Source organism: Rhodococcus sp. PAE-6 (assembly GCF_025290685.1).
GTDB classification, from domain to species: Bacteria; Actinomycetota; Actinomycetes; order Mycobacteriales; family Mycobacteriaceae; genus Rhodococcus; species Rhodococcus pyridinivorans.
On sequence record NZ_JAOCLZ010000004.1, the window covers coordinates 232,989 to 257,400 of the forward strand.

Below are 24,412 nucleotides of genomic sequence, written 5' to 3' on the forward strand. Positions count from 1 at the left end.
AGGAGGATGCACCGTGCAGGGGCTGATTCTGCAGCTGACCCGAGCGGGATTCCTCCTCCTGCTGTGGTTGTTCGTATGGGCGGTGTTGCGCACGCTCCGGTCCGACATCTACGCCGGTGCCGCGCGACCGCTCCCGCGTTACTCGCCCAAGCAGTCGGTGCTGCCGACGCTGAGCCGTAACAAGACCGCCAAGTACCTGGTGGTCACGCAGGGCGCGCTGGCCGGCACGAGGATCACGCTCGGCACCCAGCCGGTTCTCATCGGCCGTGCCGACGACTCCACACTCGTGCTGACCGACGACTACGCATCCACGCGCCACGCACGCCTGTCGCCACGAGGTTCCGACTGGTACGTCGAAGACCTGGGGTCGACGAACGGCACGTATCTCGACCGCGCGAAGGTCACCACCGCTGTCCGTGTCCCGCTCGGAACCCCGGTCCGGGTGGGCAAGACCGTGATCGAGCTCCGCCCGTGACCCTCGTACTCCGATATGCCGCCCGCAGCGATCGCGGCCTCGTGCGCTCCAACAACGAGGACTCCGTCTACGCCGGTGCCCGCCTGCTCGCCCTCGCCGACGGCATGGGCGGCCACGCGGCCGGTGAGGTCGCCTCACAGCTGATGATCGCGGCGCTCGCCCACCTCGACGACGACGAGCCGGGCGGCGACCTCCTCGGTAAGCTCGCCGCGGCCGTCCGCGAAGGCAACGCCTCCATCGCCGACCAGGTCGAGGAAGAACCCGAGCTCGACGGCATGGGCACGACGCTCACGGCCATCCTGTTCGCAGGCAGCAAACTCGGACTCGCCCACATCGGCGATTCCCGCGCCTATCTGCTGCGCGACGACCAGCTCACCCAGATCACCCGCGACGACACCTTCGTGCAGTCGCTCGTGGACGAGGGCCGCATCACCCCCGAGCAGGCGCACACGCACCCGCAGCGGTCGTTGATCATGCGCGCCCTGACGGGCAGCGAGGTCGAACCGACCCTCACCGTGCGCGAGGCCCGCGCCGGCGACCGCTACCTCGTGTGCTCCGACGGTCTGTCCGACGTCGTCAGCGACGAGACGATCGCCGACACCATGCGGCAGGGCACGCACGACGAGTGCGCCGACCGGCTCATCGAGCTGGCGCTGCGCAGCGGCGGCCCCGACAACGTCACCGTGGTCGTCGCCGACGTGATCGATCTCGACTACGGCCAGTCGCATCCCATCGTCGCCGGAGCGGCATCCGCGGACGACGACGAGGACACTCCCCCGCCGAACACCGCAGCGGGTCGCGCCGCCGCGATGCGGCCACCGCGCGCCACCCCGAAGCGGGTCATCAACAAGACCCCGGAGCCGGCGCCGAAGAAGAAGCGCAGCCGCCTGTGGTGGCCGGTCGCCGCCGTCGTGATCATCGCGGTGCTGGTCGGTGGTCTGTTCGTCGGCCGCCAGCTGATCCGCAACAACTACTACGTCAGCGCCGACGACGGTCGCGTGACCGTGCTGCGCGGCATCCCCGGCGACGTCTTCGGCTACTCGCTGCAGGAGGCCGCGCGCGTCGGGTGCATCACCGACGAGGGCGACCTCACGCTCGTCGACCCCGCCAGCGCGTCGTGCCGGGTGATGCTCGTCGACGATCTGTGGCCTGCCGCCCGCGAACAGGTCCGTGCCGGTCTTCCGTCGGGGTCGCTCGACGACACCCGCGAGCAGATGCAGCGGCTCGCCGAACTGGACCTGCTGCCGGTGTGCACCCCGGAGGAACCCGAGCCCACTCCCGCACCGGCCCCCGGGCCGGGCGAGCCGGCGCCGGCTCCCGGACCGAACGGCACCCCGCCCACCGAGACACCCACGGTGCAGCCGCCGGCGTCCGGTGAGCCGCAGCCGGGCCAACCGGCACCGGCCTCCCAGCCCGGCGAACTGCTTCCCGGCGAGCCGACTCCCGGCGAACCCGCTCCGAACACGGAGCCGGCTCCCGAGCCCGCGCCCCAGATCCCCGGTCAGAACTGCAGGGTGGGCGCCTGATGTCGGTGTCCCATGGTGTGGGGGACTTCCCGAGCCCTCCGGGAGGTTTCGCCCCGGCGCCCGTCCAGTCGACCCGGCGCAACACCGAACTGGCCCTGATCGTCGCGGCCATCGGTGTCACGACGGTGTCGCTCATGCTCGTCGAGGTCTCGATGGAGCAGGCGCTGACCCTCGACCTGCTCAAGTACGGGGTGACCTTCGCTGCGCTGTTCCTCGCCGCGCACCTCGCGGTCCGGCGCTTCGCGAAGTACGCCGATCCCCTGCTGTTGCCGATCGTCGCGCTGCTCAACGGTCTCGGACTCGTGCTCATCCACCGGCTCGACCTGTCCGATCAGGAGAACGCCCGTTACATGGGCCTGCCGCCGCCGTCGCCCGATGCGACGCAGCAGGTGCTGTGGACGGCGCTCGGCATCGCGCTGTTCATCGTCGTGCTCGTGTTCCTGCACGACTACCGTCTGCTCGCGCGGTTCAGCTACACGCTCGGTCTCATCGGCCTGATCGCACTCGCGATCCCGGCCCTGCTGCCGAGCAAATTCTCCGAGGTCAACGGCGCCAAGATCTGGATCCGGCTGCCCGGTTTCAGCATCCAGCCCGGCGAGTTCGCGAAGATCCTGCTGATCATCTTCTTCGCATCGGTCCTCGTGGCGAAGCGCGACCTGTTCACCACCGCAGGCAAGCACTTCCTGGGAATGGACTTCCCCCGCGCCCGCGATCTCGGCCCGATCCTGGCGGCCTGGATCATCTCGATCGGTGTGATGGTCTTCGAGAAGGACCTCGGCACGTCGCTGCTGCTGTTCACCACCGTGCTGGTGATGCTCTACATCGCGACCGAACGTGTCGGCTGGCTGATCATCGGATTCTCGTTGCTCGCCGTCGGCTTCTACGCGGCGTACCAGATGTTCGGTCACGTGCGGGTGCGCGTGGAGACCTGGCTCGATCCGCTCGCCGACTACAACAACACCGGCTACCAGATCTCCCAGTCGCTGTTCGGTCTCGCGACCGGCGGGGTCGCCGGCACCGGCCTGGGCAGCGGACGGCCGGGGCAGGTGCCGTTCGCGAAGACCGACTTCATCGTCGCCGCGATCGGTGAGGAACTCGGCCTGATCGGCCTGGCTGCCATCCTGCTGTTGTTCCTGATCCTCGTCGTCCGCGGCATGCGCACGGCGCTGGCGGTACGCGACAGCTTCGGCAAGCTGCTCGCCGCCGGCCTGTCGTTCACCCTCGCCGTCCAGCTGTTCGTGGTGGTCGGCGGTGTCACGAAGTTGATCCCCCTGACCGGCCTGACCACACCGTTCGTGTCCTACGGTGGTTCGTCGCTGCTCGCAAACTATCTGCTCCTGGCTCTGTTGATGAAGATCTCGCACGCTGCCCGCCAACCCGCGATCCCCCGTAAGAAGGCGCCCACGCCGATCGCCGAGGCCAAGACGGAAATGATGGGGCGCGAATGAACGGTCCGCTCCGCAAGGTCGCGATGGCCGTGATGTTCATGGTCGTCGCGCTGCTCGCAAACGCCACCTACGTGCAGGTCATCAAGGCCGACGATCTCCGTACCGATCCGCGCAACTCGCGTGTGCTGATCGACGAGTACTCCCGTCAGCGCGGACAGATCGTCGCGGCCGGTCAGGCTCTCGCGGTGTCGGTGCCCACCGACAGCCGCTACAAGTACCTGCGCGAATACCCGGCGCCGCCGACCCAGCCGATGAGCCCGCTGGCCTACGCGCCGGTGACCGGCTTCTACTCGATGCAATACGGCAGCACCGGACTCGAACGGTCCGAGGATTCGCTGCTCAACGGTTCCGACAACCTGCTGTTCGGACGTCGACTGTTCGACCTGGTGTCGGGCCGCAACCCACGCGGCGGAAACGTCGTGTCCACGATCGATCCGGTCGTTCAGCAGGTGGCCTACGACGAGCTGACCTCGAAGGGTTACACGGGCTCGGTGGTCGCGATCGAACCGAGCACCGGCAGGATCCTCGGGATGGTGAGCACGCCGAGTTACGACCCCAACCGGTTGTCGGGACACGACGGCGCCGCGACCTCGCAGGCCTGGGACGAGCTCAACGCCGATCCCGAGAAGCCGATGCTCAACCGCGCGATCTCCCAGACCTACCCTCCGGGCTCGACCTTCAAGGTCGTCGTGACGGCGGCCGCGCTCGAGAACGGCGTCACCCCCGACACGCAGTTCACCGCAGCGCCGCAGATCACCCTGCCCGACACCGCGACGACCCTCGAGAACTACGGCGGGGCCGCGTGCGGCGACGCATCGACGGTGACGCTGCGGGAGGCGTTCGCGCGGTCGTGCAACACGGCCTTCGTCGAGATGGGCATCGACGACGGACGCGAGGCCCTGGTCTCGCAGGCGGAGAAGCTCGGCATCGGCGAGACCCTCGACGTCCCGCTGCCCGTCGCGGCGAGCACCGTCGGCCCCATCCCGGACGGCGCGGCACTCGGCCAGTCGAGCATCGGCCAGCGGGATGTGGCCCTCACTCCGTTGCAGAACGCGTCGATCGCCGCGACCATCGCCAACGGCGGGGTGCGCATGAAGCCGTATCTCGTCGACCGTCGGCAGGGGCCCGACCTGACGGTGCTCGAGGAGACCAAGCCCGAATCGCTGGGCCAGGCGATCTCGCCGGAGGTCTCGGCGACCCTCACCGACCTGATGATCGGTGCCGAGAACAACGCCGGCGGTGGCGGTGCCATCCAGGGTGTGCAGATCGCGTCGAAGACGGGCACCGCGGAACACGGCAACGATCCGCGGAACACCCCGCCGCACACCTGGTACATCGCATTCGCACCTGCACAACAACCCCGCATCGCCGTCGCGGTGATCGTGGAGGACGGCGGCGACCGAGCACTCGCCGCGACCGGCGGTTCGGTGGCCGCCCCGATCGGACGGGCCGTCATCTCGGCCGGATTACAGGGAGGCTGACATGGCTCTGAGCAGCGGCGCCATGATCGCCGACCGTTACCGTCTCCAGCGACTCATCGCGACCGGCGGAATGGGTCAGGTGTGGGAAGGACTCGACACCCGACTCGACCGGCGGGTCGCGGTGAAGGTCCTCAAGGCCGAGTTGTCCGGCGACGAGGACTTCCTCGCCCGGTTCCGTTTCGAGGCCCGCACCACCGCCCAGCTCAACCATCCCGGCATCGCCGGGGTGTTCGACTACGGCGAGACCACCGACGCCGAGGGCCAGTCCATCGCCTATCTCGTGATGGAACTCGTACACGGCGAACCGCTCAACGCCGTCCTGTCGCGGCTCGGACGCCTGTCGCTGCCGCACGCGCTCGACATGCTCGAGCAGACCGGACGCGCCCTGCAGGCGGCCCACAACGCCGGCGTGGTGCACCGCGACGTCAAGCCCGGCAACATCCTCATCACCCCGACGGGCCAGGTGAAGATCACCGACTTCGGTATCGCGAAGGCAGTCGACGCCTCCCCGGTCACCCGCACCGGCATGGTGATGGGCACCGCACAGTACATCGCTCCCGAGCAGGCACTGGGTCAGGAGGCGACGTCCGCGAGCGATGTGTACTCGCTGGCCGTCGTCGGCTACGAGGTGCTGTCGGGACGCCGTCCGTTCCTCGGCGACAGCGTCGTGACCGTCGCGATGAAGCATGTCCAGGAGACCCCGGCGCCGCTGCCGACGGATCTTCCGCCCGAGGTGCGCGAACTCATCGAGATCGCGATGTCGAAGGACCCGGCCTACCGCTATTCGAACGGTGGCGAATTCGCCAACGCCGTCGCTGCGGTGCGGTCCGGACGGCCCGTGCCCCCGCCCGGCAACGTGCCGCCGGTGACCAGCGCCAACCGCGTGCTTCCGCCCGGCGTGCCCGGGACGACGGCCCACACTTCTTCGACCCGTGCCCTGCACCCGACGCAGTACGACCAGACGGCCTATTCGTCGGTTCCCCGCTCGGCTCAGCCGCCGACCGCCGGCCGTCCGCCGGTGGCAGGTCCGCCGACTACGGGAGTGCCCGCCGACGATGACGGACGACGGTCCCCGAGTCCCACAGCGCTGGCCTGGGCCGCAGGTGCGGCAGTGGTGCTCGCCCTCGTGACGCTGGGAATCGTACTGTTGGGTGGCGACGACGAGGAGACCCCGCGCGCTCCGTCTCCGACGACGCAACTCACCACGACCCGCGCGACCACCACGACGACCCGTCCGCCGCTGACCACCACGACGACGTTCGTGCCGCTGCCGCCGCCCGTCGAGACGGAGACCTTCACGCCTCCTCCGACCACGACGACGACGCAGCCGCCGACGACCACGGTGGAGCCGACGACCGAGCCGACCACGACGCAACCGCCCACCACCACGACCGCCCCGACCACGACGACGACCACCACCACAGCGGAGGACACGGGTGGCGGCGACGGCGGCACGGGCGGCGCGGAGGGTAACGGCGACGACGAGACCGACCCCGAGGCCGCCGGTGGAGGGGACGACAATTCATCCGAAACCAGCAACGGTACGAACAACCAAGGAACGTCATGACCACACCCCGCAAGCTCTCCTCCCGCTACGAGCTGGGTGAGATCCTCGGCTTCGGCGGTATGTCCGAGGTGCACCTCGCGCGGGATCTGCGGCTCGGCCGGGATGTGGCCATCAAGGTGTTGCGCGCCGACCTCGCACGCGACCCCACGTTCTACCTGCGCTTTCGGCGCGAAGCGCAGAATGCCGCTGCGCTGAACCATCCGGCGATCGTCGCCGTCTACGACACCGGTGAGGCCGAGACCGAGGCCGGGCCGCTCCCGTACATCGTCATGGAGTACGTCGAGGGCGACACGCTGCGCGACATCGTGCGCGCCGACGGGCCGATGACCCCCAAGCGGGCGATGGAGATCATCGCCGACGTGTGCGCGGCCCTGGACTTCAGCCACCGCAACATGATCGTGCACCGCGACGTGAAGCCGGCCAACGTCATGATCAACAAGGCCGGCGCGGTGAAGGTCATGGACTTCGGCATCGCCCGGGCCATCTCCGACGCCGCGAGCCCGATGACGCAGACCGCCGCGGTGATCGGCACCGCACAGTACCTCTCCCCGGAGCAGGCGCGCGGTGAACAGGTCGACGCCCGGTCCGACGTGTACTCGGTGGGCTGCGTCCTGTTCGAGATCCTTACCGGCGAGCCCCCCTTCAAAGGCGACTCGCCCGTCGCGGTGGCCTACCAGCACGTGCGGGAGGATCCGCCGCTGCCGTCATCGGTGAATTCGTCGGTGCCGCCCGAGCTCGACTCGGTGATCCTCAAGGCGATGGCGAAGAACCCCGCGAACCGCTACCAGTCGGCTGCGGAGATGCGCAGCGACCTGATCCGCGTGCTGAGCGGGCAGCGTCCGAGTGCGCCGATGGTGATGACCGACGAGGACCGCACGACGCTGATCGACTCCGTCGACAACAACACGGGGCGGCACGGCCGCGTCGCGGCCGCCGGTGCCGCCGGGGCACCCGCCGAGGATTCCGGCGGCGGCTCAGTTCTCAAAAAGGTGCTGCTCGGCATCGCTGCGCTCGCCGTGGTCGGTATCGTCGGCGTCTTCCTGTGGTCGCTCGGACCCGGTTCGACGGCCGCCCAGGTCACGGTGCCCGACGTCCGCAACGTCTCCGCCGAGCTCGCCGAGAGCCAGCTGCAGAACGCCGGCTTCCGGGTCTCGATCCAGCAGAAGAGCGATCCGGTCGTCGCGAACGGCAACGTCATCAACACCCGTCCCGTGCCCGGGAGCCAGGCCGAGGAGGGTTCGACCGTCACCCTCGAGGTCTCGACAGGACCGGAACAGGTGCAGATCCCGCGGCTCGAAGGCATGACGCAGGAACGCGCAGCCCAGGAGCTGTCCGCCGCCGGTCTCCGGCTCGACCCGAACGTCGGACGTGCTCCGTCGAATGCCGACGACGAGGACCTCGTCGTCGACCAGAGCCCCGGTGCGGGAGCCAGCGTCGACCGCGACAGCCCCATCACCATCACTTTGGGATCCGGCCCCGAACTGGTGCGCGTCCCCAACGTCGTGGGCCAGACCGTCGAGGTGGCGAGCGACAACATCGAGGGTGCCGGTTTCGAGGTCGTCGTCGAGAACATCGACTCCAGCGAGACCGAGGGCACCGTCGTGTCGACGAGTCCGGCCGGTGGCGCCTCCACCGAACAGGGGTCGACGGTGACGGTGCGGGTGTCCAACGGCGACCGCATCGAGATGCCCGTCGTCACCAACCGGTCGGTGTCGGATGCACTCGCCGCTCTGCGCGGCGCCGGCTGGACGGGCAACGCCTCTCAGCTCCAGCAGACGCGTGAGGCGACACTCGATGTCGATCTCGTCGGCACCGTGATCACGCAGGCCCAGCCGCCGGGTTCGGAGATCTCGAAAAACCAGCCCCTCACCGTGGGCGTCGGTGTGCTCGGCATCCGCTGAACGAGCTTTCGACGAAAGGCGCCGATCCTCGAAGGACCGGCGCCTTTCTCGTCGGAAATGGGGTGCGTCAGGCGGCTCCGCCGTCGAGCGCGCGTGCCATCTGCGCCTCGAGGCGCGCGACGAGCGTCTCGTCCGGTGCCTCGCCGCAGGCCGCGAGCCAGTTCGCGAGCATGCGGTGACCACCCTGGGTGAGCACCGATTCGGGGTGGAACTGCACACCGTGGATCGGCAGCTCGGCGTGACGCAGGGCCATGACGATGCCGGTCTCCGTGTGGCCGGTGGGCTCGAGTTCGGCGGGCATCGTCTCGGGCAGCACGGTCAGCGAGTGGTAGCGGGTCGCGGTGAACGGATCGGGCAGGCCCGCGAGCACACCGGCACCGTTGTGACGAACCAGGCTGGTCTTGCCGTGCAGCAGCTCGGGGGCGCGATCGACGGTCGCGCCGAACGCGACACCGATGGACTGGTGGCCGAGGCACACACCGAGCAGCGGAGTGCTGCTGTCGGCACATGCCTTGACCAGATCGATGCTCGCCCCGGCGCGTTCGGGTGTGCCCGGCCCTGGGCTGAGGAGGATGCCGTCGTACTCCTTCGCGACCCGCGCGAGAGCACCCGGTGCGGTGAGCCGCTCGTCATCGTTGCGCCACACGTCGGCCGTCGTTCCGAGCTGCCCCAGATACTGGACCAGGTTGAAGACGAAGCTGTCGTAGTTGTCGACGACGAGAATGCGCATGAGACGAGGGTACTCAGTGGCCGGTAGAGGGCGACCCGCCCGGTGACCGATTCGGACAGGGCTCCCGGGCACCGCTCAGCGCGCGGACGAACTACCGGTGTAGGCGGGGACCGACAGATCCTCCGACGCCTGCTGCGTGTAGCCGAGTTGATAGCGGGCCGCGTACTGCTTGTAGATGCGGATACCGGGCTCGGCGTCGAGCGCGGCCTGCAGCCGTGCCGGGTCGCCGAGCGCGGTGACGACATAGGGCGGTGAGTAGGTGCGTCCGTGCAGCAGCAGCGTGTTGCCGATGCAGCGTGGCGCCGACGTCGCGACGATCCGCTGATCCTGCATGGCCACGGCCTCGGCACCGCCGGCCCACATCGCGTTGAGCACGCTCTGCACGTCCTGCTGGTGCACGACGAGATCGTCGGGTGAGGCACCGGACGGATAGCGCCCGTTGGCGTCGCGGGGTGCGTCGGTGAGAGTGACGGTCACGCCCGGACCGCGGCGGGCCACGAGTCCGGCCGGATCCTCGATCGCGGACAGGTCGTCGAGCACCGCGGCGACGTCCTCGTCGTTCACCGCGGCACGGTCCTGGAGTTCGTCGATGCGGGTAGTGAGATCGTCTCGGGTGGCGGCCAGTTCGTCGGCCTTCTCCTGCGCGGCCCGGACCAGATCGGACAGTCGCGGGGAGTCGCCGGCGCGCAGTTCGTCGCCTTCGGACACTCCGCGGGTGGTACCCACGAGCAGACCGGCCACGAGGCAGACGACGAGGGTCGCGACACCCCACACGGGCGCGCGCAGTCGTCGTTCCGACACGTCGTACCTCCGATCCTGGCCTTACGTTAGCGTGATCTCAACAGGTAGTTGACCGACCACTCCATCCGTGTACGACGGGTGGAGACGTGAGAACGAGGACACCATGCCCAAGTCGAAGGTTCGCAAGAAGGACGTCTCCGCGACCCGGACGGTGAGCCGCACACCGGTGAAGGTCAAGGGCACGCCGTCGAGCACGTTGTACGTGACGGTGATGCTCGCCCTGATGGTCATCGGGTTGCTGTGGCTGATCGTCTACTACCTCGCGGCCGAGCAGATCACGTGGATGAACGATCTCGGTGCCTGGAACTTCCTGATCGGTTTCGGGTTCATGGTGGTCGGTCTGATCATGACGATGAACTGGCGCTGACCTCCACCCCGCTCGGGTTACACCGATGTTATTCATCCCCACCTGGGGATAACACTGTGCACAACCCGGTGAGAGGTCCCCGGGGAACGGATCGGAAGAGGACGCAGATGCCCGACGAGACACCGCTGCGGTGGGCGACGCCGCCCGCCGCGATAGCGGCGTTGTCGGCCGCCGGTATCGCCTTGGCCGTGACCGCCGCGGTTGCGGTTCCCGACGCGGCCGGTCGCGTACTGGTGGGTTTCGCGGCGGTGCTCGTCCTCGTGATGGTCGCGCTCGCGCTGCGGCAGCGTCCGCGTCTCGAAGTGCTCCCTGGAGGAACGGGGATCGCGACGATGCGGTTGACGGGTCGTCGCGAGTTCCCGCGCGCGGCCCTGCACCGCGTGCGGATCGTCGAGTACCCGCGCTTCGGGCGGCGCGTGCCGATGCTCGAGATCGACACGATCGACCCCGCGACCGGCACGGAGAACCTGATGATCTTCGGCCGGTGGGATCTGGGCACCGACCCGCGGAACGTGCACGCCGCGCTGGCGATGCGCGATCTCGCGCCCGATCAGACACCCAGTTGATCGCGTAGCCGCACGACGGCGAGCACGATCGCGACCAGCGTCACCGCGACGACCGCGACCAGCGCGATCCATCCGGTGCGCACGATGCGGTCCCGGTCGGTGCCGGCACCGAGATACTGCGGGGCGTAGAGCAGGGCCGCTGTCGCGGCGGCACCGGCGACGAGACCGCCCAGGTGACCCCACAGGGAGATGCCCGGGACGGTGATGCTGATGATCACGTTGAGGCCGACGATGGCCAGCACGGGTGCCGGGCTGCGACGCAGGCGCAGCAGGATGACGGCCTGCGCGCCGAGCAGACCGAAGACCGCTCCCGACGCTCCGGCGGTGACCGCTCCGGTCTCCATGAACATCACTGCGGCGGACCCGCCGAGGATCGACACGAGGTAGACCGAGAGGTACCGGGCGCGTCCGAGCACGAGTTCGGTGTCGCGTCCGATCACCCACAGGGCGAACATGTTGACGGCCAGATGGAGCAGGCCGAAGTGCAGGAATCCGCTGCCGAGGATCCGGATGTACTCGCCGTGCGCGGCGATGATGGGCGGCCACAACGCCCAGTCGAGGAACAGCGCCGAGCCCTGCTCGTTGGTCATCACGCTGCCCGACTGCGCGGCGGTGATGCCGAAGACGAGCACATTCAGCGCGATGAGCACGTACGTCACGATCGGCGAGGGCCGATCGGAACGGACGGGTGCGCCGGCGATGGTGCGGGCCTGCGGTGTCGACCGTTCGGCCGCGGCGACGCAGTCGACGCAGTGCTGACCGACCGAGGCGGGACGCAGGCACTCGGGGCACGCGGGCCGGCCGCATCGGGAGCAGGCGAGAAGGGTCGGGCGGTCGGGATGGCGAACGCACCGCGGCTGGGGTTGCGGGCCACCACCTTCGGCCGCGGAGCCCCAGCCGGGGTTCGTCATGGGAACTCTCTCAGGAGATGGTGATGCTGTTGATCACGACGTCGTCGACCGGGCGATCGGCGCGGTCGGTGGCGGTGGTCGCGATCGCGTCGACGACCTTCTTCGACTCGGCGTCGACGACCTCACCGAAGATGGTGTGGCGACGGTTGAGGTGCGGGGTCGGGCCGACGGTGATGAAGAACTGCGAGCCGTTGGTGCCCGGGCCGGCGTTCGCCATCGCGAGCAGGTAGCCGCGGTCGAACTGCAGCTCGGGGTGGAACTCGTCGGCGAACTGGTAGCCCGGGCCGCCGCGGCCGGTGCCGGTGGGGTCGCCACCCTGGATCATGAAGCCGTCGATGACGCGGTGGAAGACCGCGCCGTCGTAGAACGGACCGCTGGTCTCGCCCTTGGCGTTCTGGGTCTTGTACTCCTTGGTGCCCTGAGCCAGGCCGACGAAGTTCTCGACGGTCTTCGGCGCGTGGTTGCCGAAAAGCGCAATCGCGATGTCGCCGCGGTTCGTGTGGAGCGTGGCCGTTGCTGTCTGATGCGGTGAAGTCACCCCACCATGGTGCCATTGCCCGCTTCCCGGGCAGGACAGGCGGCGCGGGACACGCTCTCCGGTCACGACCACAGGTCCGGGCGGTATGGAAGAGTGGACGCATGAGCAAGCTGATTCATGCCGAGACCGACGACGTGTGGCTTCCGGCATTCGTGCGACGCCACGACGAATCCGGCAATCTCGCGGGTGCTCTCCGCGTGGCCGGCGAGGGCGCGGTAGCTCTCGCGCAGGGCTCGAGTGCGGCCGGACTGTTCGCAGCACGCAAGGGTCTGGACGTCGCGGGCGAACTGCTCTCGGTGGCCCGGCGGGCCGCGGCCGAGCGGTGTGCCGCGAAGTCGTCCTCTCGTCCGGAGCGCACGGGCAGGCGGTTCGGTCTCGTCGTCGCCGGCGCGGTTGCCGTCCTGGCCGCAGGCGGGGTCGTGTTCTACCGGCGACGACGGCCGGATCACCCTCCGATCGCTCCGGAACCGCCGCGCGTGCGGCCCGCGGAGTCCGCCGAGACGACGACCGACGAGGCCGCCTCGACGCCGGTCTCCCCCGAGTCCACCGACACCTCGGAGGTCTGATCGCCGCCCGCGGTGCCGAATTCTCGTTCCGCCGATCGGATCTCGCGGTCGACGATGAGGCACGCCGCGAAGTAGAGCGCGCCGAGGAAAGTGAGCAGGACGGGGACGAAGGCCAGGAATTCCATGGCCACCTCCGTTCCGATCCGCGATGGGGATCGGCGAGTGACGGGCGGGGCACGTCGTCGGTGACGATTCGAGCGTAGGCGCGTCCGGGAGTACCCGCACGTCCCCGACGACTTCCGCGGTAGTGATCTAGTTCACACCCCGACTGCTCCATGATCGACTCGCCCGAACCTGTGATAAGAGACACATCCGGGTGCATACTCACCAGTAGGCACGCGACCCGGAGGCAGTCATGGCAGAGAGCGCCGATGTCCGAACCCCACAGGTCACCGAGCGGCAGGCTCGTGAAGTAGCGGAGCAGGCGCGCGAATCCGAGTGGAACAAGCCGTCCTTCGCGAAGGAACTGTTCCTCGGACGGCTCACCCTCGACCTCGTCCACCCCTTCCCGCGACCGACACCCGACGAGGACTCCCGTACCGAGGAGTTCCTCGCACGCCTGCGCGCCGCGTGCAGTTCGATGGACGGCGGCCGCATCGAACGCGACGCGCGGATACCCGACGAATACGTCCGCGAGCTGGCCGAACTCGGCTGCTTCGGCATGAAGATCCCGCAGGAGTACGGCGGCCTCGGGCTGTCGCAGGTCGCCTACAACCGGGCCCTGACGGTCGTCGCCTGCGTGCATCCCAGCATCGGCGCGCTGCTGTCGGCCCATCAGTCGATCGGTGTGCCGGAACCGCTCAAGCTCGCCGGCACCCCTGAGCAGAAGCAGCGCTTCCTGCCGCGATGCGCGCGCGGCGCCATCTCGGCTTTCCTGCTCACCGAACCCGACGTCGGGTCCGACCCCGCCCGACTCGCGTCCACCGCCATCCCGGTCGAGGACGGCAGCGCCTACGAACTCGAGGGCGTCAAGCTGTGGACGACCAACGGGGTGGTCGCCGAACTGCTCGTCGTCATGGCCCGCGTACCGAAGAGCGAGGGCCATCGCGGCGGGATCTCCGCCTTCGTCGTGGAAGCGGATTCACCCGGCATCACCGTCGAACGCCGCAACTCCTTCATGGGCCTGCGCGGCATCGAGAACGGCGTGACCCGGCTGCACAAGGTGCGGGTTCCGAAGGAGAACCTCATCGGACGTGAGGGCGACGGGCTGAAGATCGCGTTGACGACGCTCAACGCCGGTCGCCTCGCCATCCCCGCGATGTGCTCGGGTGCCGGCAAGTGGGCGCTGAAGATCGCCCGCGAATGGTCGTCGGAACGGGTGCAGTGGGGCAAGCCGGTCGGTGAGCACGAGGCCGTCGCCGCGAAGATCTCGTTCATCGCCGCGACCACCTACGCACTCGAGTCCGTCGTCGAACTGTCGGGCCAGATGAACGACGAACAGCGCAACGACATCCGCATCGAGGCGGCACTGGCGAAGTTGTGGGCGAGCGAGATGGGATGCCTCATCGCCGACGAACTCGTGCAGATCCGCGGCGGACGCGGCTACGAGACCGCCGAGTCGCTGGCGGCGCGCGGCGAACGGGCTGTTCCCGCAGAGCAACTCGTCCGCGACCTGCGGATCAACCGCATCTTCGAGGGGTCGAGCGAGATCATGCGTCTCCTCGTCGCCCGCGAGGCGGTCGACGCCCACCTGCGCGCAGCCGGCGAACTCGCCGACCCCGATTCGACGGGCAAGGAGAAGGCGCAGGCCGCGGTACGGGCGAGCGGGTTCTACGCCCGATGGCTCCCGAAACTCGTCACCGGCAAGGGACAGCTACCGCGGACCTACAACGAATTCGATTCTCTGGCAACACATCTGAGGTACATCGAACGCAGCTCGCGCAAGCTCGCCCGCTCGACCTTCTACGGGATGGCCCGCTGGCAGGCCGGACTCGAGAAGCGGGAGAACTTCCTCGGACGGATCGTCGACATCGGAGCCGAGCTGTTCGCCGCGACCGCCGTGTGCGTGCGCGCCGAACGGCAACGCGTCGACGGGCACCCGGGAGCCGACGCGGCTTTCGAACTGGCCGACGCGTTCTGCAAGCAGTCGCGGCTGCGCGTGGAGAAGTTGTTCGACGCCCTGTGGACGAACACCGACGCCGAGGATCGTCGCACCGCGGCCGGCGTTCTCGAGGGCAGATACGAGTGGCTCGAGCGCGGTGTGCTCGATCCGAGCGAGGGCACCGGTCCGTGGATCTCCCGCTGGGAACCGGGCCCGTCGACCGAGACGAACGTCGCGCGCCGGATCATCGACACCCGTCACTCGGTGTAGACCCTGCACACGAATCCGGCCCGCACCCCCGGAAGGGAGTGCGGGCCGGATCGATTGCGGATTCGAAGGAGCGTCAGAAGGCTCCACAGTTCGACGGTGCGGGCTCACCGCGCAGTCGCGCTTCGATGTACGCGACGGAGTCGGGCAGTCCGCCGATCATGGGCACCGCATGGTTGATGATGAAGCCGGGCAGGATCGGCGGCGTCGTGTTGGGCAGGAACTGCACCGTCGCGCCCTGATCGCACCAGTCCAGCGCCAGCTGACGGCCCTGACCGTAGGGGACCGTGTCGTCCTGCGTGCCGTGCTGGAGGAGGACGGGCACGGCAGGCGTGCGGTTGCCGATGCGCTGCTCCGCGAGGATCTTCTGGACCTGGGGCAGGCGGTCGAGCACGACATCGAGGGGCTCACCCGTGCGGGTGTAGTCGCCGGTGCGCTGGAATGCGAAATTCGCCACCGTCTCCGGGACGCACTGGTTCGCCACGGCCGCGAGCATCTCGCGGCCGCGATCACTGATCTCGGCGTCGATCTCGTCGCGGATCTCCGGGTAGGCGTCGGCCAGGCCGTTGATCGTGTACCCGATGGCACCGGTGAGCAGCGTGCCGTCGATCTGCTTCAACGTGGCCACGAGGTCGGCGGGCGGAGCACCCACGTAGGCGCCGACGAGGTTCAGTTCGGGGGCGTACTCGGGTGCGAGTTCGGCCGCAGCACCCGACGCGCCTCCGCCCTGCGAGTAACCGAAGAGGCCGACCGGGCTGTTCTCGGTCACCGACGCGTTCTCGAGCTTCAGCGCCGCGCGCACCGAGTCGAGCACCGCGTGGGCTTCGGCGGCGCGGTTCACGTAGGTGTGGTGCCCCGGCGTACCGAGACCGTCGTAGTCGGTGACGACCACGGCGATGCCGCGCAGCAGCAGCGCGTTGATCGACAGCACCTCGTACTCGGTGAAGAAGTCGAGGGGCGGATTATAGTTCACGAGCGCGCCGAGATTGCGGGACGGCGCGCACTGATCACCTTGACCGTGGGTACCGACGGCCAGCGCGACGAGCGGCCGGTCGCCGGGACCGTTCCACGGCGTCGACGGCTCGATGTAGGTTCCGCTCACCGCATCGGGTGCGCCTTTGGCGTCAGTGCTGCGATACAGCAGCTTGGTGCCCTGACCCGGGAAGATGCCGTCGGCGATCGGTGCGCGCAATGCCAGATCGGACGGTGCCGTGCGCAGGACGTCGCCGGGAGCACCCGTCGGCAGTGGGTCGGGCGGGAGATAGAAGTCCGTCTCGGCTCCCGCTGTCGCCGTGGTTCCGAGAATTCCGCCGGCAAGGACGGTCGTCGTCACCGCCGCGGCCATCCACTTCCGAGCGCGCCCCACCATGTTGTTCCTCCACCTGGATCCACCGGAACCGTGTGTCCCTCGTCACGGCGGTACGGACTGTAACACGTACTTACCGGAAAGTAAGGTCGGCACTCCCCTCCCTGTCTGCCACAATCGTTCTTCGCGCCCGAAGCGGTGCATTTGTCCGGCGCACCCGGAGCGAGTCGGGTCCTCGGCAGCACGACGGACGAGCAGCCTCTCGAGGAAGGGAAGACATGGCAATCGGTGTCGGCCTCCGGATCGGGCGAGTCGTGTCCACGGCGGTCATCGCATCCAACGAACCCGGCACTCCCGACCCTGTCGTCCTCGCCCGCGACTCCGTCCTGCACGTCGACCACGACGGCAACACGTCGCTCGGCAGCGTGGCGCACGGGGACGAAGCACGCACGATCGCGGGCTTCCTCACGCGGGTCGGCGACGCCTCGGGCATCACCGCGAGCGACGGTCGCATGTACCGCGCCGAGGACGCGATGGCCACCGCCATCCACTGCCTGTTGCGGGAGTGCCACCCGTTGCCGACCTTCGGTGGCATGGACAGGGACAGCGACCCCGGCTACGCCGCCACCTACCCGTCGCACTGGGATCCGGACACCATCGCGACCTTGCGTGCCGCCCTGGACTACGCGAATCTGCGGCACGTGGATCTCGTGTCCGATGCGCAGGCGGCCGCCGCCTGGTACGCCTCCGAGATCTCCGAGACCCCTGGCCAACTCGTGGGGGTCTTCCATCTCGACGACGGCGGCTCGACCGTCACCCTCGTACGCTCGGGCGTGCCCGCCGGCAAGGCCTACCGCACCCCCGCTCAGGGCGCTCCGTCCCCGGCGGCCCAACTCGCCACGGCCCTCGGATCGTTCGGCTGGATACCGGACAATCTCGAGGCCGTCGTCGTCATGGGCGACGGTCTCGTCGCACGAGATCGCACCCACATCCAGGAGATCGCGAACAGCCTCGCCACGAAGCTCACGGTGCGCAGCCTCGTCGGGCCGGGCCCGGAACAGACGGCGGCGCTCGGCGCCGCGATCCTCGCGGCCGGATTCACGCCGGCACGCGAGACCAACAAGACCCGGATCGGACTTCCACCTTCCTACGACGAAACCGACGTGCTCACCGGCGGTTTCGCTCGGCTGCGCGAACTCGAGGAGAGACGTCTCGGGGCCGAGAGCACCGCCGAGAACCGCGGAGCCGCGAGGAAGGAGGCCGCACCCGTTCCGGTGCTCACCACGGGCACCGCAGACGAGAACACCGGCAACACGAGAACGGTCGTCATCGGGGTGGTCGCCGTTCTCGTGCTGATCGCGATCCTCGCCGGCATGCTGCTCTGATCGATCTCCTGCCTCCGATCGACCCTGCTCAGTCCGCCGGGGTGCGGTCGGGGGCCGGAACCGCAGCGAGCGCGGCGGCGTCCTCGTCCCCGAAACGGTCCTCGAGCACGGCGGGAGCGAAATCGAGATCGATCTCCTCCAGCGGGCGTCCGCGCGCGGATTCTATTGCGCCGAGCCGTCTCTGTGCCCGGTCGGCCGCATAGGAGATGAACTCGTCGTTGTCGAGACCGTAGGGCTGTTCGTCGAACTGCTCGTTCTGCCACTGGATCATTCCGGTCGCGAGGGGAAGCAACTCCTCCATCCGCTGCAACACGACGTTCCAGTTCGAGTCGTCCGCTGCCACATGCCGTCGGCAGGTGAACGTGCCCCAGGCCATGTGCCGGCGCTCGTCGGAGCCGATCCGCCGGATGATCTCCTGCATGCCCGGCAGGATCCCGTACTTGGTGCACACCTTCTGCCACGCGTAGTAGCCCGTCAGCGCGAGACTGCCCTCGATGACGTGGTTGTAGGTGACACTCGCGCGGACCTGATTGGCCGGGGACGGATCTCGATCGAGCACGCGCAGACTGTGCGGCAGTTCCTCGTAGAACAGCCGCCGGTAGTAGGGATTCTCGGCAACGAACGGGTGCAGGTCGGATGTCAGTCCCACGGTGTCCATCCAGCGACGGAACACCTGCACGTGCTTGGCCTCCTCGTAGCAGAACTGGGTCAGGTACATCTCGTCACCCAACCGGCCCTCCGCTTCCATGGCGCGGAGGAACGGAAGGATGTCCTGCGTGACGGCCTCCTCGCCGGCGACGAACAACGCGACCAGATAGGTCGAACTGCGGCGTTGTTCCGAGTTGAGCGACGCCCAGTCCTCGGCGTCGTGGGAGAAGTCGATGTCCATCGGATCCCAGTGCGCTGCGTTGCCCTTCGCGAAGAGCCGGAGCGGAAAGGCGTCCCAGTTCAGGCCGCCTTCCCGCAGCGACGCGAAACCCTGACGTATCTGTGTAATCTCGGTCACACCCTCGAGGTTAGACCTCGATTCCACATACGTCGCGGTCTTGTCTCAGTCACCCAGCAAGGTGTCGCCGGGATACCCCTTCGGACCGAATCCCGGAGGGACGAGAAAGACCGCCGACCCGATCGGCGTGATCCACGGATTCAGCGCGTCGTGCTCGGCGAGGCGCTGCTGCACCGGGACGAACTGACGGTCCACGTCCACCTGATAGGTGGCGAACAGCAATCCGGCGCCGTCCTGGTCGTCGTAGTTGTAACCCCGTCGCAGGAACTGCTCGTCGCCGGTGCGGGGACGTGCCCGCGCGACGTGCGATTCCGGCGGGATCACCGGGATACCGAACCGGTCGGTGGCCTCGAAGTCGGCGTCGTCGTGTTCCTCCGAACCCGTCAGCGGAGCACCGTTCGACAGTCGCCGGCCGACGGCGAGTTCCCGAGCGGGACGGTCCAGCTCGTCCCAGGTGTCGAGTTCCATGCGGATCCGGCGTAACACGAGTGAGGTGCCACCGGCCATCCACGGCGGGTCACCCGGATTCCACACCTGCCGGTCGAAGTCCGGGCTGTGCGGGGCAGGATTGACGGTGCCGTCTACCTGCCCCATGAGGTTGCGCATGGTCGTCCCGTCGGGTCGCGTGCCGGCCGCACGCCGGAACCCTCGCTGGATCCAGCGGACCGTCGCCACCGATCGCACACTCCTGGTGAGTGTGCGGACCGCGTGCGAGACGGTCACCGGGTCGTCGGCGCAGACCTGCAACAGCAGGTCGCCGCCGGACCATCGTTCCTCGAGCCGGTCGATCGGAAAGGCCGGCAGCGGCTTCAGCCACGCGGGTCGTCGGTCGGTCAGGCCCGCGGCGTCGAAGACCACGGGACCGTAGCCGACCGTGACCGTCAGCCGGGCCGGCTCGACGGCGAGTTCGGGTTCGGTGTCGCCCAGCGCCGGCGTCCCGGTGGTGAGTCGCCGCGAATCCTCGGCCCACACCCGCATGATCCCGACGAGCCCGTCACGATCGACACCCTCGGCGAGGTCCAGTGCCACGAACGACGCGAAGGACTGCGCGGGGGTGTCGATACCGGCCTGATGGGTGCCGTGGATCTCCACGGTCCGCGCGCCGATCGGTTCGGAGATGCGGGACGCGACCGCCGTCCCACCTCCGACCGCGCCGAGTCCTGCTGCACCCAGCGCGGCGACACCGCCCCCGAGCAGGGTGCGTCGAGTGAACCTAGCCATCGTGGGCTGCCCCGTCGTGGGACGGCACGTACTCCTCCTGTGCCCCGGCGAAGTCGCGGACCTGGGCCGTGAACTCCTCGGTCGATCCGTCCGCGAACTCGAGTGTGAAGGTCACCGTGCTCCCGGGTCGCAGAGGCTCCACGAGGTCCATGAGCATGAGGTGGTCGCCGCCGGGCGCGAGGCTGTGCACGGTGTCCGCGGGGATGACGAGCCCGTCCCCCATCTCCTGCATCACCATCGAGGCGCCGCCGGACGACACCATCTCGTGCAGTTCCGTGGTGGCGGATGCAGGACTGGACGCGCCGACGATGTGCACGTCACTGCTGCCGGTGTTCTCGATCTCGGCGAAGGCACCGGTCATCCCGGTGTCGGATGCCTTGACCCAGGCTTCGGACACGACGACGGCCTCGGCCGAGTCGGTGGTGCCGGTGTCGGAACCGCAAGCGGCGGCGAGCAGGGCCGTTGCGGCGATCGCAGTGCCGAACATGGTCTTCTTCATGATTCTCCGTAAGTGTCGGTGCCTCTGCGGGCACACGGAACGAGCGGTCGCCGGCGGCGGCGACCGAGAAGGTTGACCTAGCGGAGAACAACGGGAGGTGCGCGGCTGCCGGTTCCGCCGACGAGTAGTACGCCGGGACCGATATCGGGTCGGTGGATCGTCGGGACAGGTTCGGCGACGGCCACGGGCAGCGTGCGGTACGTCTCGGGAACGATCCGGCGCAGCGCTGCGAGTGCTGCTTCGCAGCCCTTCTCGGCACCCCGTACCAATACTGCGGCGAGGAGGACGGCAACCGCGTGGGCGGACATCATTCCGGATCCCGGTGTGTGCAGGTGACCGTCGTGGAGTCCCAGCACGAGGTGGCCGGCGACCTGCCCGAGGACGAGGACGAGCGGCACCGGAAGCCTGGTTTCGCCGGTGAGGACTCCGACAGCGAAGGCAAGCCCGAGGAGGAACACCAGGGCGTCCTGGTGGGGAATCGCTCCGCCGGCGAAGGCGTGCGCGGCGATGCTCAGTGCGGCCGAGATTCCGCTCACGAAGACCGCGCGCATGCGCATCACGGAGTTCACCTCGGCCATGAAGTCAGAATACTTCCCTCACCTGCGATTACTACACCATGTAGTAACCATCACCAAATATAACGACAGCGCGTCGGTAAGATATCGACGTGCCGTCGAGAAGATTGGGCACATATCCGGTCCAGCCCACGAAGGACTCCGCATGTTTCTTGCCATGCGCGAACTATGGTTCGCGCGCACCCGCTTCCTGTTGATGGGCGCCGTCGTCGCGCTCATCTCGATCCTCATGGTGATCCTGTCCGGTCTGTCGTCCGGTCTCGTCGTCGACGGCGTCTCCGCACTGCAGCGCACACCGGTGCAGGCATTCGCCTTCGCCGAAGGAACCAAGGCCGACTCCGCATTCTCCCGATCCGTGGTCACGGAAGACCAGGCCGACGCCTGGCGTGCCCGCCCGGACGTCGCTCGCGCCGAACTGTTCGGCAACACCATCGTCAACGCGAAAACCGAGAGCGGGGTCCCCGTGGACCTCACACTCTTCGGCATCCGGCCGGGCTCGTTCCTCGAACCCTCGGTCTCCGAGGGGGCACCGCTCGGTGGTGACACCGATGTCTTCCTCAGCGACAGCGCCCGCGCCACCGGCGTCGAACTCGGCGACACGATCGTCGTCGATCGTCTCGGTACCCGGTTGGACGTCGTCGGGTTCACCTCCGACAAGCGCACCTTCGGTCACGTCGACGTCGCCTACCTTCCCCTGAGCACCTGGCAGGAGATCCACGCCGGTGTCCGGCTCGGTGAGCAGGTCCCTCCGAGCGCGTACACCGAAGCCAGTGTGGTCGCGATCGAGGGTGTGGACGGAGCACTGCCCGATCTCACCGCGGGTGACGCAGCAGCCGGTACGACAGCGAAGATCCTGGAGGAATCGTTCGATTCCTCCCCCGGCTACAGCGCCGAGATGATGACGATGTCGATGATCACCGCCTTCCTCTACGCGATCTCAGCCCTCGTCGTAGGAGCGTTCTTCACGATCTGGACCGTGCAGCGCAGCCGTGAGATCGCCGTCCTCCGCGCGATGGGCGCCTCCACCGGATTCCTCCTGCGCGACGCCCTCCTGCAGGCCGTGATCGTGCTCGTCGGCTCCGTGGCCGTCGGCGTGCTCGTCGGTCTCGGACTCGGGTCGGGCCTCGAGGGCAGCGGCATGCCGTTCGTCCTCGAATCCGGCCCCGTCGCTCGAGGTGCCGTTCTGCTCGTCGTCCTCGGCCTGCTCGGCGCCGCCCTCGCCGTGGTCCGCATCGTCCGTGTCGATCCGCTCGCTGCCCTGGGAGAGAACAGATGACCGTCACCACCTCCACCGGCCTCGCACTGTCCGACGTCTGCCTGTCCTTCGGCGACGGCGACAGCACGGTCCACGCCCTCGATCACGTCGACCTCGGCGTCGAGCCGGGTGAGCTGGTCGCCGTCGTCGGGCCGTCCGGTGCCGGCAAATCGAGTCTGCTGGCGGTCGCCGGTGGCCTCAGCCGACCCACTTCCGGCACCGTGAGTGTCGACGGTATCGAGATGACCGCACTCGACCCGCGGGCGACCGCGAAGCTGCGCCGAGAGCGGGTCGGCTTCGTATTCCAGTCCGGCAATCTCCTCCCCGCCCTGATCGCGCGCGATCAACTGCTCCTCGTCGAGAAGATCGCCGGACGCCCCGGACGGAACCCTGACGAGCTGCTCGCCTCGGTAGGTATGGAGCACCGCGCCCATCGGCGACCCGGGCAGCTCTCGGGCGGTGAGCGTCAACGTGTCGGCATCGCGCGGGCCCTGATGGCCGAACCGTCGTTGTTGCTCGTCGACGAACCCACCGCCGCCCTCGATCGAAAACGCAGCCACGAGGTCGTCGAACTGCTGGCACGGGAAACCCACACCAGTGGAGTGGCTACGATCATGGTCACCCACGACCACGAAATCCTGCGGCACTGCGACCGCGTGCTCGAAATGGTCGACGGAAGACTTCGACCACACGACTGAACGGTCGACAGCCGAACGAGGAGGGCCGGCGGTGCCGAAAATTTCCGCAGCGACGGTCGCGGAGCACCGCGCAGCGCAGCGCCGTGCCCTCCTCGACGCGGCGCTCGAACTCCTCGCCGAGAAACCGGAACAGGCACCCTCGCTCGGCGACGTGGCGCGTCGTGCGGGTCTGGCCCGGTCGAGCGTCTACAACTACTTCGATTCGCGCGACGACCTGCTGCACGCGGTCGTCGTCGACATGTTCCCGCGCTGGAACACGCGCGTGATCGAGGCGATGGAGAAGGTGTCCGATCCGACGGAGCGGGTGCTGACGTACATCGACGTCAATCTGCAGCTGGTCGCCGAGGGAGAGCACGCGATCGTCGGTGCTCTCGCCGCTTTCACCCCTCAGGCGTTCAGTGACGAGAGCATGCACGCCATGCATCAGGACCTCGTCCTCCCCCTCGTCGAGTCGCTGCGGGTCCTCGGAGTCGCGGATCCCGAACTCGATGCCGAGCTCGTCACCGCGCTCGTGCACAAGGGAACGGAATTGATCGAATCCGGCCGCAAGCTCGACGAGGTGCGCTCCTCGATCCGCAGGGTTCTCACCACCGCGCTCTCCTGATGTTTCACGTGAAACGGACCGTCGATTCGGGACCGTTCACGATCACCTCGGGGTGACAAGCTCCCGGAGCGGGTCACCACCGTCGACGAACAGGCGCGCATCCGGCGGTGTCGCCGCCGCGATCGGCTCCAGAGCGACCCTGCCGGCTTCGGGTGCCGACCGTCGAGTGCACCGACCCTGATCCAGCACACGTAGGTGCGGCTCCAGCGGCAGCACGGCGACGATCTCGGCGAGTCGCGGAGAGAGGCGGGGCGTCACCCTTCGAGTGTGGAATGTGGGCAGACGGGCCGAGGCAGCAACAGAGAAAGGGCGCTTCCGAAAGATCGGAAGCGCCCTTTACCTGCATTCATGTGATTGTGGAGCCTAGGAGATTCGAACTCCTGACATCTGCCTTGCAAAGGCAGCGCTCTACCAACTGAGCTAAGGCCCCGTCCGCCGCGTCAGCGACTGGGAACCGCGTGCCATTCGTCTTCGCTCCGAAGCATGCGAGCGATTCCGAGAACGATCAGAATCCCGGTTCCCACGAGTGCGAGAACCCTCATTCCGATCATCCTTTCGGCACGGGAGTGGGCCTAGGAGGACTTGAACCTCCGACCTCTTCGTTATCAGCGAAGCGCTCTAACCGCCTGAGCTATAGGCCCTCGAACCGAGATGGAACACTACCCCACCGGGGTCGCC

Annotated in this window: 24 protein-coding genes and 2 tRNA genes; 14 read left to right on the plus strand and 12 right to left on the minus strand. The window is 68.2% G+C overall.

Translation table 11 applies throughout. The features are described 5' to 3' along the window. Positions 1–13: 13 nt before the first annotated feature. The 6 genes from NVV99_RS11765 to pknB are packed head-to-tail and all read left to right on the plus strand — an operon-like array spanning position 14 to position 8,398. Positions 14–475 carry an FHA domain-containing protein gene (locus NVV99_RS11765; RefSeq protein WP_006550946.1) on the plus strand — a complete coding sequence of 154 codons (462 nt, stop codon included), beginning with the start codon at positions 14–16 and terminating at the stop codon, positions 473–475. Then, on the plus strand, positions 472–2,001 hold the full coding sequence (locus NVV99_RS11770) for a PP2C family serine/threonine-protein phosphatase (protein ID WP_024102567.1): 1,530 nt from the start codon (positions 472–474) through the stop codon (positions 1,999–2,001). The genes NVV99_RS11765 and NVV99_RS11770 overlap by 4 nt, the downstream gene beginning before the upstream one ends. After that, on the plus strand, positions 2,001–3,449 hold the full coding sequence (locus NVV99_RS11775) for an FtsW/RodA/SpoVE family cell cycle protein (protein ID WP_024102566.1): 1,449 nt from the start codon (positions 2,001–2,003) through the stop codon (positions 3,447–3,449). The genes NVV99_RS11770 and NVV99_RS11775 overlap by 1 nt, the downstream gene beginning before the upstream one ends. Beyond that, positions 3,446–4,930, plus strand: coding sequence for a penicillin-binding protein 2 (locus NVV99_RS11780; protein WP_006550943.1), 1,485 nt, complete (start codon positions 3,446–3,448; stop codon positions 4,928–4,930). The genes NVV99_RS11775 and NVV99_RS11780 overlap by 4 nt, the downstream gene beginning before the upstream one ends. 1 nt (position 4,931) lies before the next feature. Continuing rightward, on the plus strand, positions 4,932–6,497 hold the full coding sequence (locus tag NVV99_RS11785) for a serine/threonine-protein kinase (protein WP_024102565.1): 1,566 nt from the start codon (positions 4,932–4,934) through the stop codon (positions 6,495–6,497). Continuing rightward, positions 6,494–8,398 carry a Stk1 family PASTA domain-containing Ser/Thr kinase gene (pknB, locus tag NVV99_RS11790; protein WP_006550941.1) on the plus strand — a complete coding sequence of 635 codons (1,905 nt, stop codon included), beginning with the start codon at positions 6,494–6,496 and terminating at the stop codon, positions 8,396–8,398. The genes NVV99_RS11785 and pknB overlap by 4 nt, the downstream gene beginning before the upstream one ends. A gap of 67 nt (positions 8,399–8,465) precedes the next feature. On the opposite strand, the gene NVV99_RS11795 is transcribed toward pknB, so the two are convergent. Both NVV99_RS11795 and NVV99_RS11800 read right to left on the minus strand, forming a co-directional pair. Beyond that, on the minus strand, positions 8,466–9,128 hold the full coding sequence (locus NVV99_RS11795) for an aminodeoxychorismate/anthranilate synthase component II (protein WP_006550940.1): 663 nt from the start codon (positions 9,126–9,128) through the stop codon (positions 8,466–8,468). A 75-nt stretch (positions 9,129–9,203) separates the two neighbouring features. Then, positions 9,204–9,929 (minus strand): DUF881 domain-containing protein, encoded by a 726-nt coding sequence (locus tag NVV99_RS11800; RefSeq protein ID WP_024102564.1) that lies wholly within the window; start codon positions 9,927–9,929, stop codon positions 9,204–9,206. A gap of 103 nt (positions 9,930–10,032) precedes the next feature. On the opposite strand from NVV99_RS11800, the gene crgA reads away from it, so the two are divergent. After that, positions 10,033–10,296: a cell division protein CrgA gene (gene crgA, locus NVV99_RS11805; RefSeq protein WP_006550938.1), complete on the plus strand. Its 264-nt coding sequence runs from the start codon at positions 10,033–10,035 to the stop codon at positions 10,294–10,296. Between the two features lie 107 nt (positions 10,297–10,403). Then, positions 10,404–10,862 carry a PH domain-containing protein gene (locus tag NVV99_RS11810; RefSeq protein WP_006550937.1) on the plus strand — a complete coding sequence of 153 codons (459 nt, stop codon included), beginning with the start codon at positions 10,404–10,406 and terminating at the stop codon, positions 10,860–10,862. Here the strand turns inward: NVV99_RS11810 and NVV99_RS11815 are convergent. After that, the gene (locus tag NVV99_RS11815; protein ID WP_024102563.1) at positions 10,847–11,773 is read right to left on the minus strand and encodes a rhomboid family intramembrane serine protease; all 927 of its coding nucleotides are present in this window, start codon (positions 11,771–11,773) and stop codon (positions 10,847–10,849) included. The genes NVV99_RS11810 and NVV99_RS11815 overlap by 16 nt on opposite strands. A gap of 10 nt (positions 11,774–11,783) precedes the next feature. Beyond that, positions 11,784–12,311: a peptidylprolyl isomerase gene (locus tag NVV99_RS11820; RefSeq protein ID WP_024102562.1), complete on the minus strand. Its 528-nt coding sequence runs from the start codon at positions 12,309–12,311 to the stop codon at positions 11,784–11,786. Positions 12,312–12,412: 101 nt separating this feature from the next. Here NVV99_RS11820 and NVV99_RS11825 point away from each other — a divergent pair, with 101 nt between their 5' ends. Together NVV99_RS11825 and NVV99_RS11830 are read left to right on the plus strand one after the other, a co-directional pair. Next, positions 12,413–12,877 carry a hypothetical protein gene (locus NVV99_RS11825; RefSeq protein WP_024102561.1) on the plus strand — a complete coding sequence of 155 codons (465 nt, stop codon included), beginning with the start codon at positions 12,413–12,415 and terminating at the stop codon, positions 12,875–12,877. Positions 12,878–13,232: 355 nt separating this feature from the next. Further along, positions 13,233–15,188 carry an acyl-CoA dehydrogenase family protein gene (locus NVV99_RS11830; RefSeq protein WP_024102560.1) on the plus strand — a complete coding sequence of 652 codons (1,956 nt, stop codon included), beginning with the start codon at positions 13,233–13,235 and terminating at the stop codon, positions 15,186–15,188. 73 nt (positions 15,189–15,261) lie between these two features. Here the strand turns inward: NVV99_RS11830 and NVV99_RS11835 are convergent, their stop codons facing one another. Then, on the minus strand, positions 15,262–16,554 hold the full coding sequence (locus tag NVV99_RS11835) for a lipase family protein (protein ID WP_024102559.1): 1,293 nt from the start codon (positions 16,552–16,554) through the stop codon (positions 15,262–15,264). A 215-nt stretch (positions 16,555–16,769) separates the two neighbouring features. On the opposite strand from NVV99_RS11835, the gene NVV99_RS11840 reads away from it, so the two are divergent. After that, positions 16,770–17,876 (plus strand): hypothetical protein, encoded by a 1,107-nt coding sequence (locus tag NVV99_RS11840; RefSeq protein WP_024102558.1) that lies wholly within the window; start codon positions 16,770–16,772, stop codon positions 17,874–17,876. 28 nt (positions 17,877–17,904) lie between these two features. Here NVV99_RS11840 and NVV99_RS11845 read toward each other — a convergent pair whose 3' ends face one another. The 4 genes from NVV99_RS11845 to NVV99_RS11860 form a co-directional block, all read right to left on the minus strand. Further along, positions 17,905–18,882 carry a R2-like ligand-binding oxidase gene (locus NVV99_RS11845; RefSeq protein ID WP_016931505.1) on the minus strand — a complete coding sequence of 326 codons (978 nt, stop codon included), beginning with the start codon at positions 18,880–18,882 and terminating at the stop codon, positions 17,905–17,907. 45 nt (positions 18,883–18,927) lie between these two features. After that, a complete protein-coding gene (locus NVV99_RS11850; RefSeq protein WP_024102557.1) occupies positions 18,928–20,103 on the minus strand; it encodes a Dyp-type peroxidase in 1,176 nt (391 codons plus the stop codon). After that, on the minus strand, positions 20,096–20,602 hold the full coding sequence (locus NVV99_RS11855) for a copper chaperone PCu(A)C (protein ID WP_024102556.1): 507 nt from the start codon (positions 20,600–20,602) through the stop codon (positions 20,096–20,098). The genes NVV99_RS11850 and NVV99_RS11855 overlap by 8 nt, the downstream gene beginning before the upstream one ends. Positions 20,603–20,679: 77 nt before the next feature. Beyond that, positions 20,680–21,180: a hypothetical protein gene (locus tag NVV99_RS11860; protein ID WP_024102555.1), complete on the minus strand. Its 501-nt coding sequence runs from the start codon at positions 21,178–21,180 to the stop codon at positions 20,680–20,682. 142 nt (positions 21,181–21,322) lie between these two features. Here NVV99_RS11860 and NVV99_RS11865 point away from each other — a divergent pair, with 142 nt between their 5' ends. From NVV99_RS11865 to NVV99_RS11875, 3 genes are read left to right on the plus strand one after another with little or no spacing between them, the layout of a single operon-like run. Beyond that, positions 21,323–22,453 (plus strand): FtsX-like permease family protein, encoded by a 1,131-nt coding sequence (locus NVV99_RS11865; RefSeq protein ID WP_024102554.1) that lies wholly within the window; start codon positions 21,323–21,325, stop codon positions 22,451–22,453. Beyond that, positions 22,450–23,130, plus strand: coding sequence for an ABC transporter ATP-binding protein (locus NVV99_RS11870; protein ID WP_024102553.1), 681 nt, complete (start codon positions 22,450–22,452; stop codon positions 23,128–23,130). The genes NVV99_RS11865 and NVV99_RS11870 overlap by 4 nt, the downstream gene beginning before the upstream one ends. A gap of 31 nt (positions 23,131–23,161) precedes the next feature. Next, positions 23,162–23,734, plus strand: a complete 573-nt coding sequence (locus tag NVV99_RS11875) for a TetR/AcrR family transcriptional regulator (protein WP_024102552.1) — start codon at positions 23,162–23,164, stop codon at positions 23,732–23,734. 42 nt (positions 23,735–23,776) lie between these two features. Here the strand turns inward: NVV99_RS11875 and NVV99_RS11880 are convergent, their stop codons facing one another. From NVV99_RS11880 to NVV99_RS11890, 3 genes are all read right to left on the minus strand, one after another. Next, entirely contained in the window at positions 23,777–23,992 is a 216-nt protein-coding gene (locus NVV99_RS11880) for a hypothetical protein (RefSeq protein WP_024102551.1), read from the minus strand. Positions 23,993–24,091: 99 nt separating this feature from the next. After that, positions 24,092–24,164 (minus strand) — tRNA-Ala (locus tag NVV99_RS11885). A 137-nt stretch (positions 24,165–24,301) separates the two neighbouring features. Next, positions 24,302–24,375: transfer RNA gene (locus NVV99_RS11890), tRNA-Ile, on the minus strand. Positions 24,376–24,412: the final 37 nt, after the last annotated feature.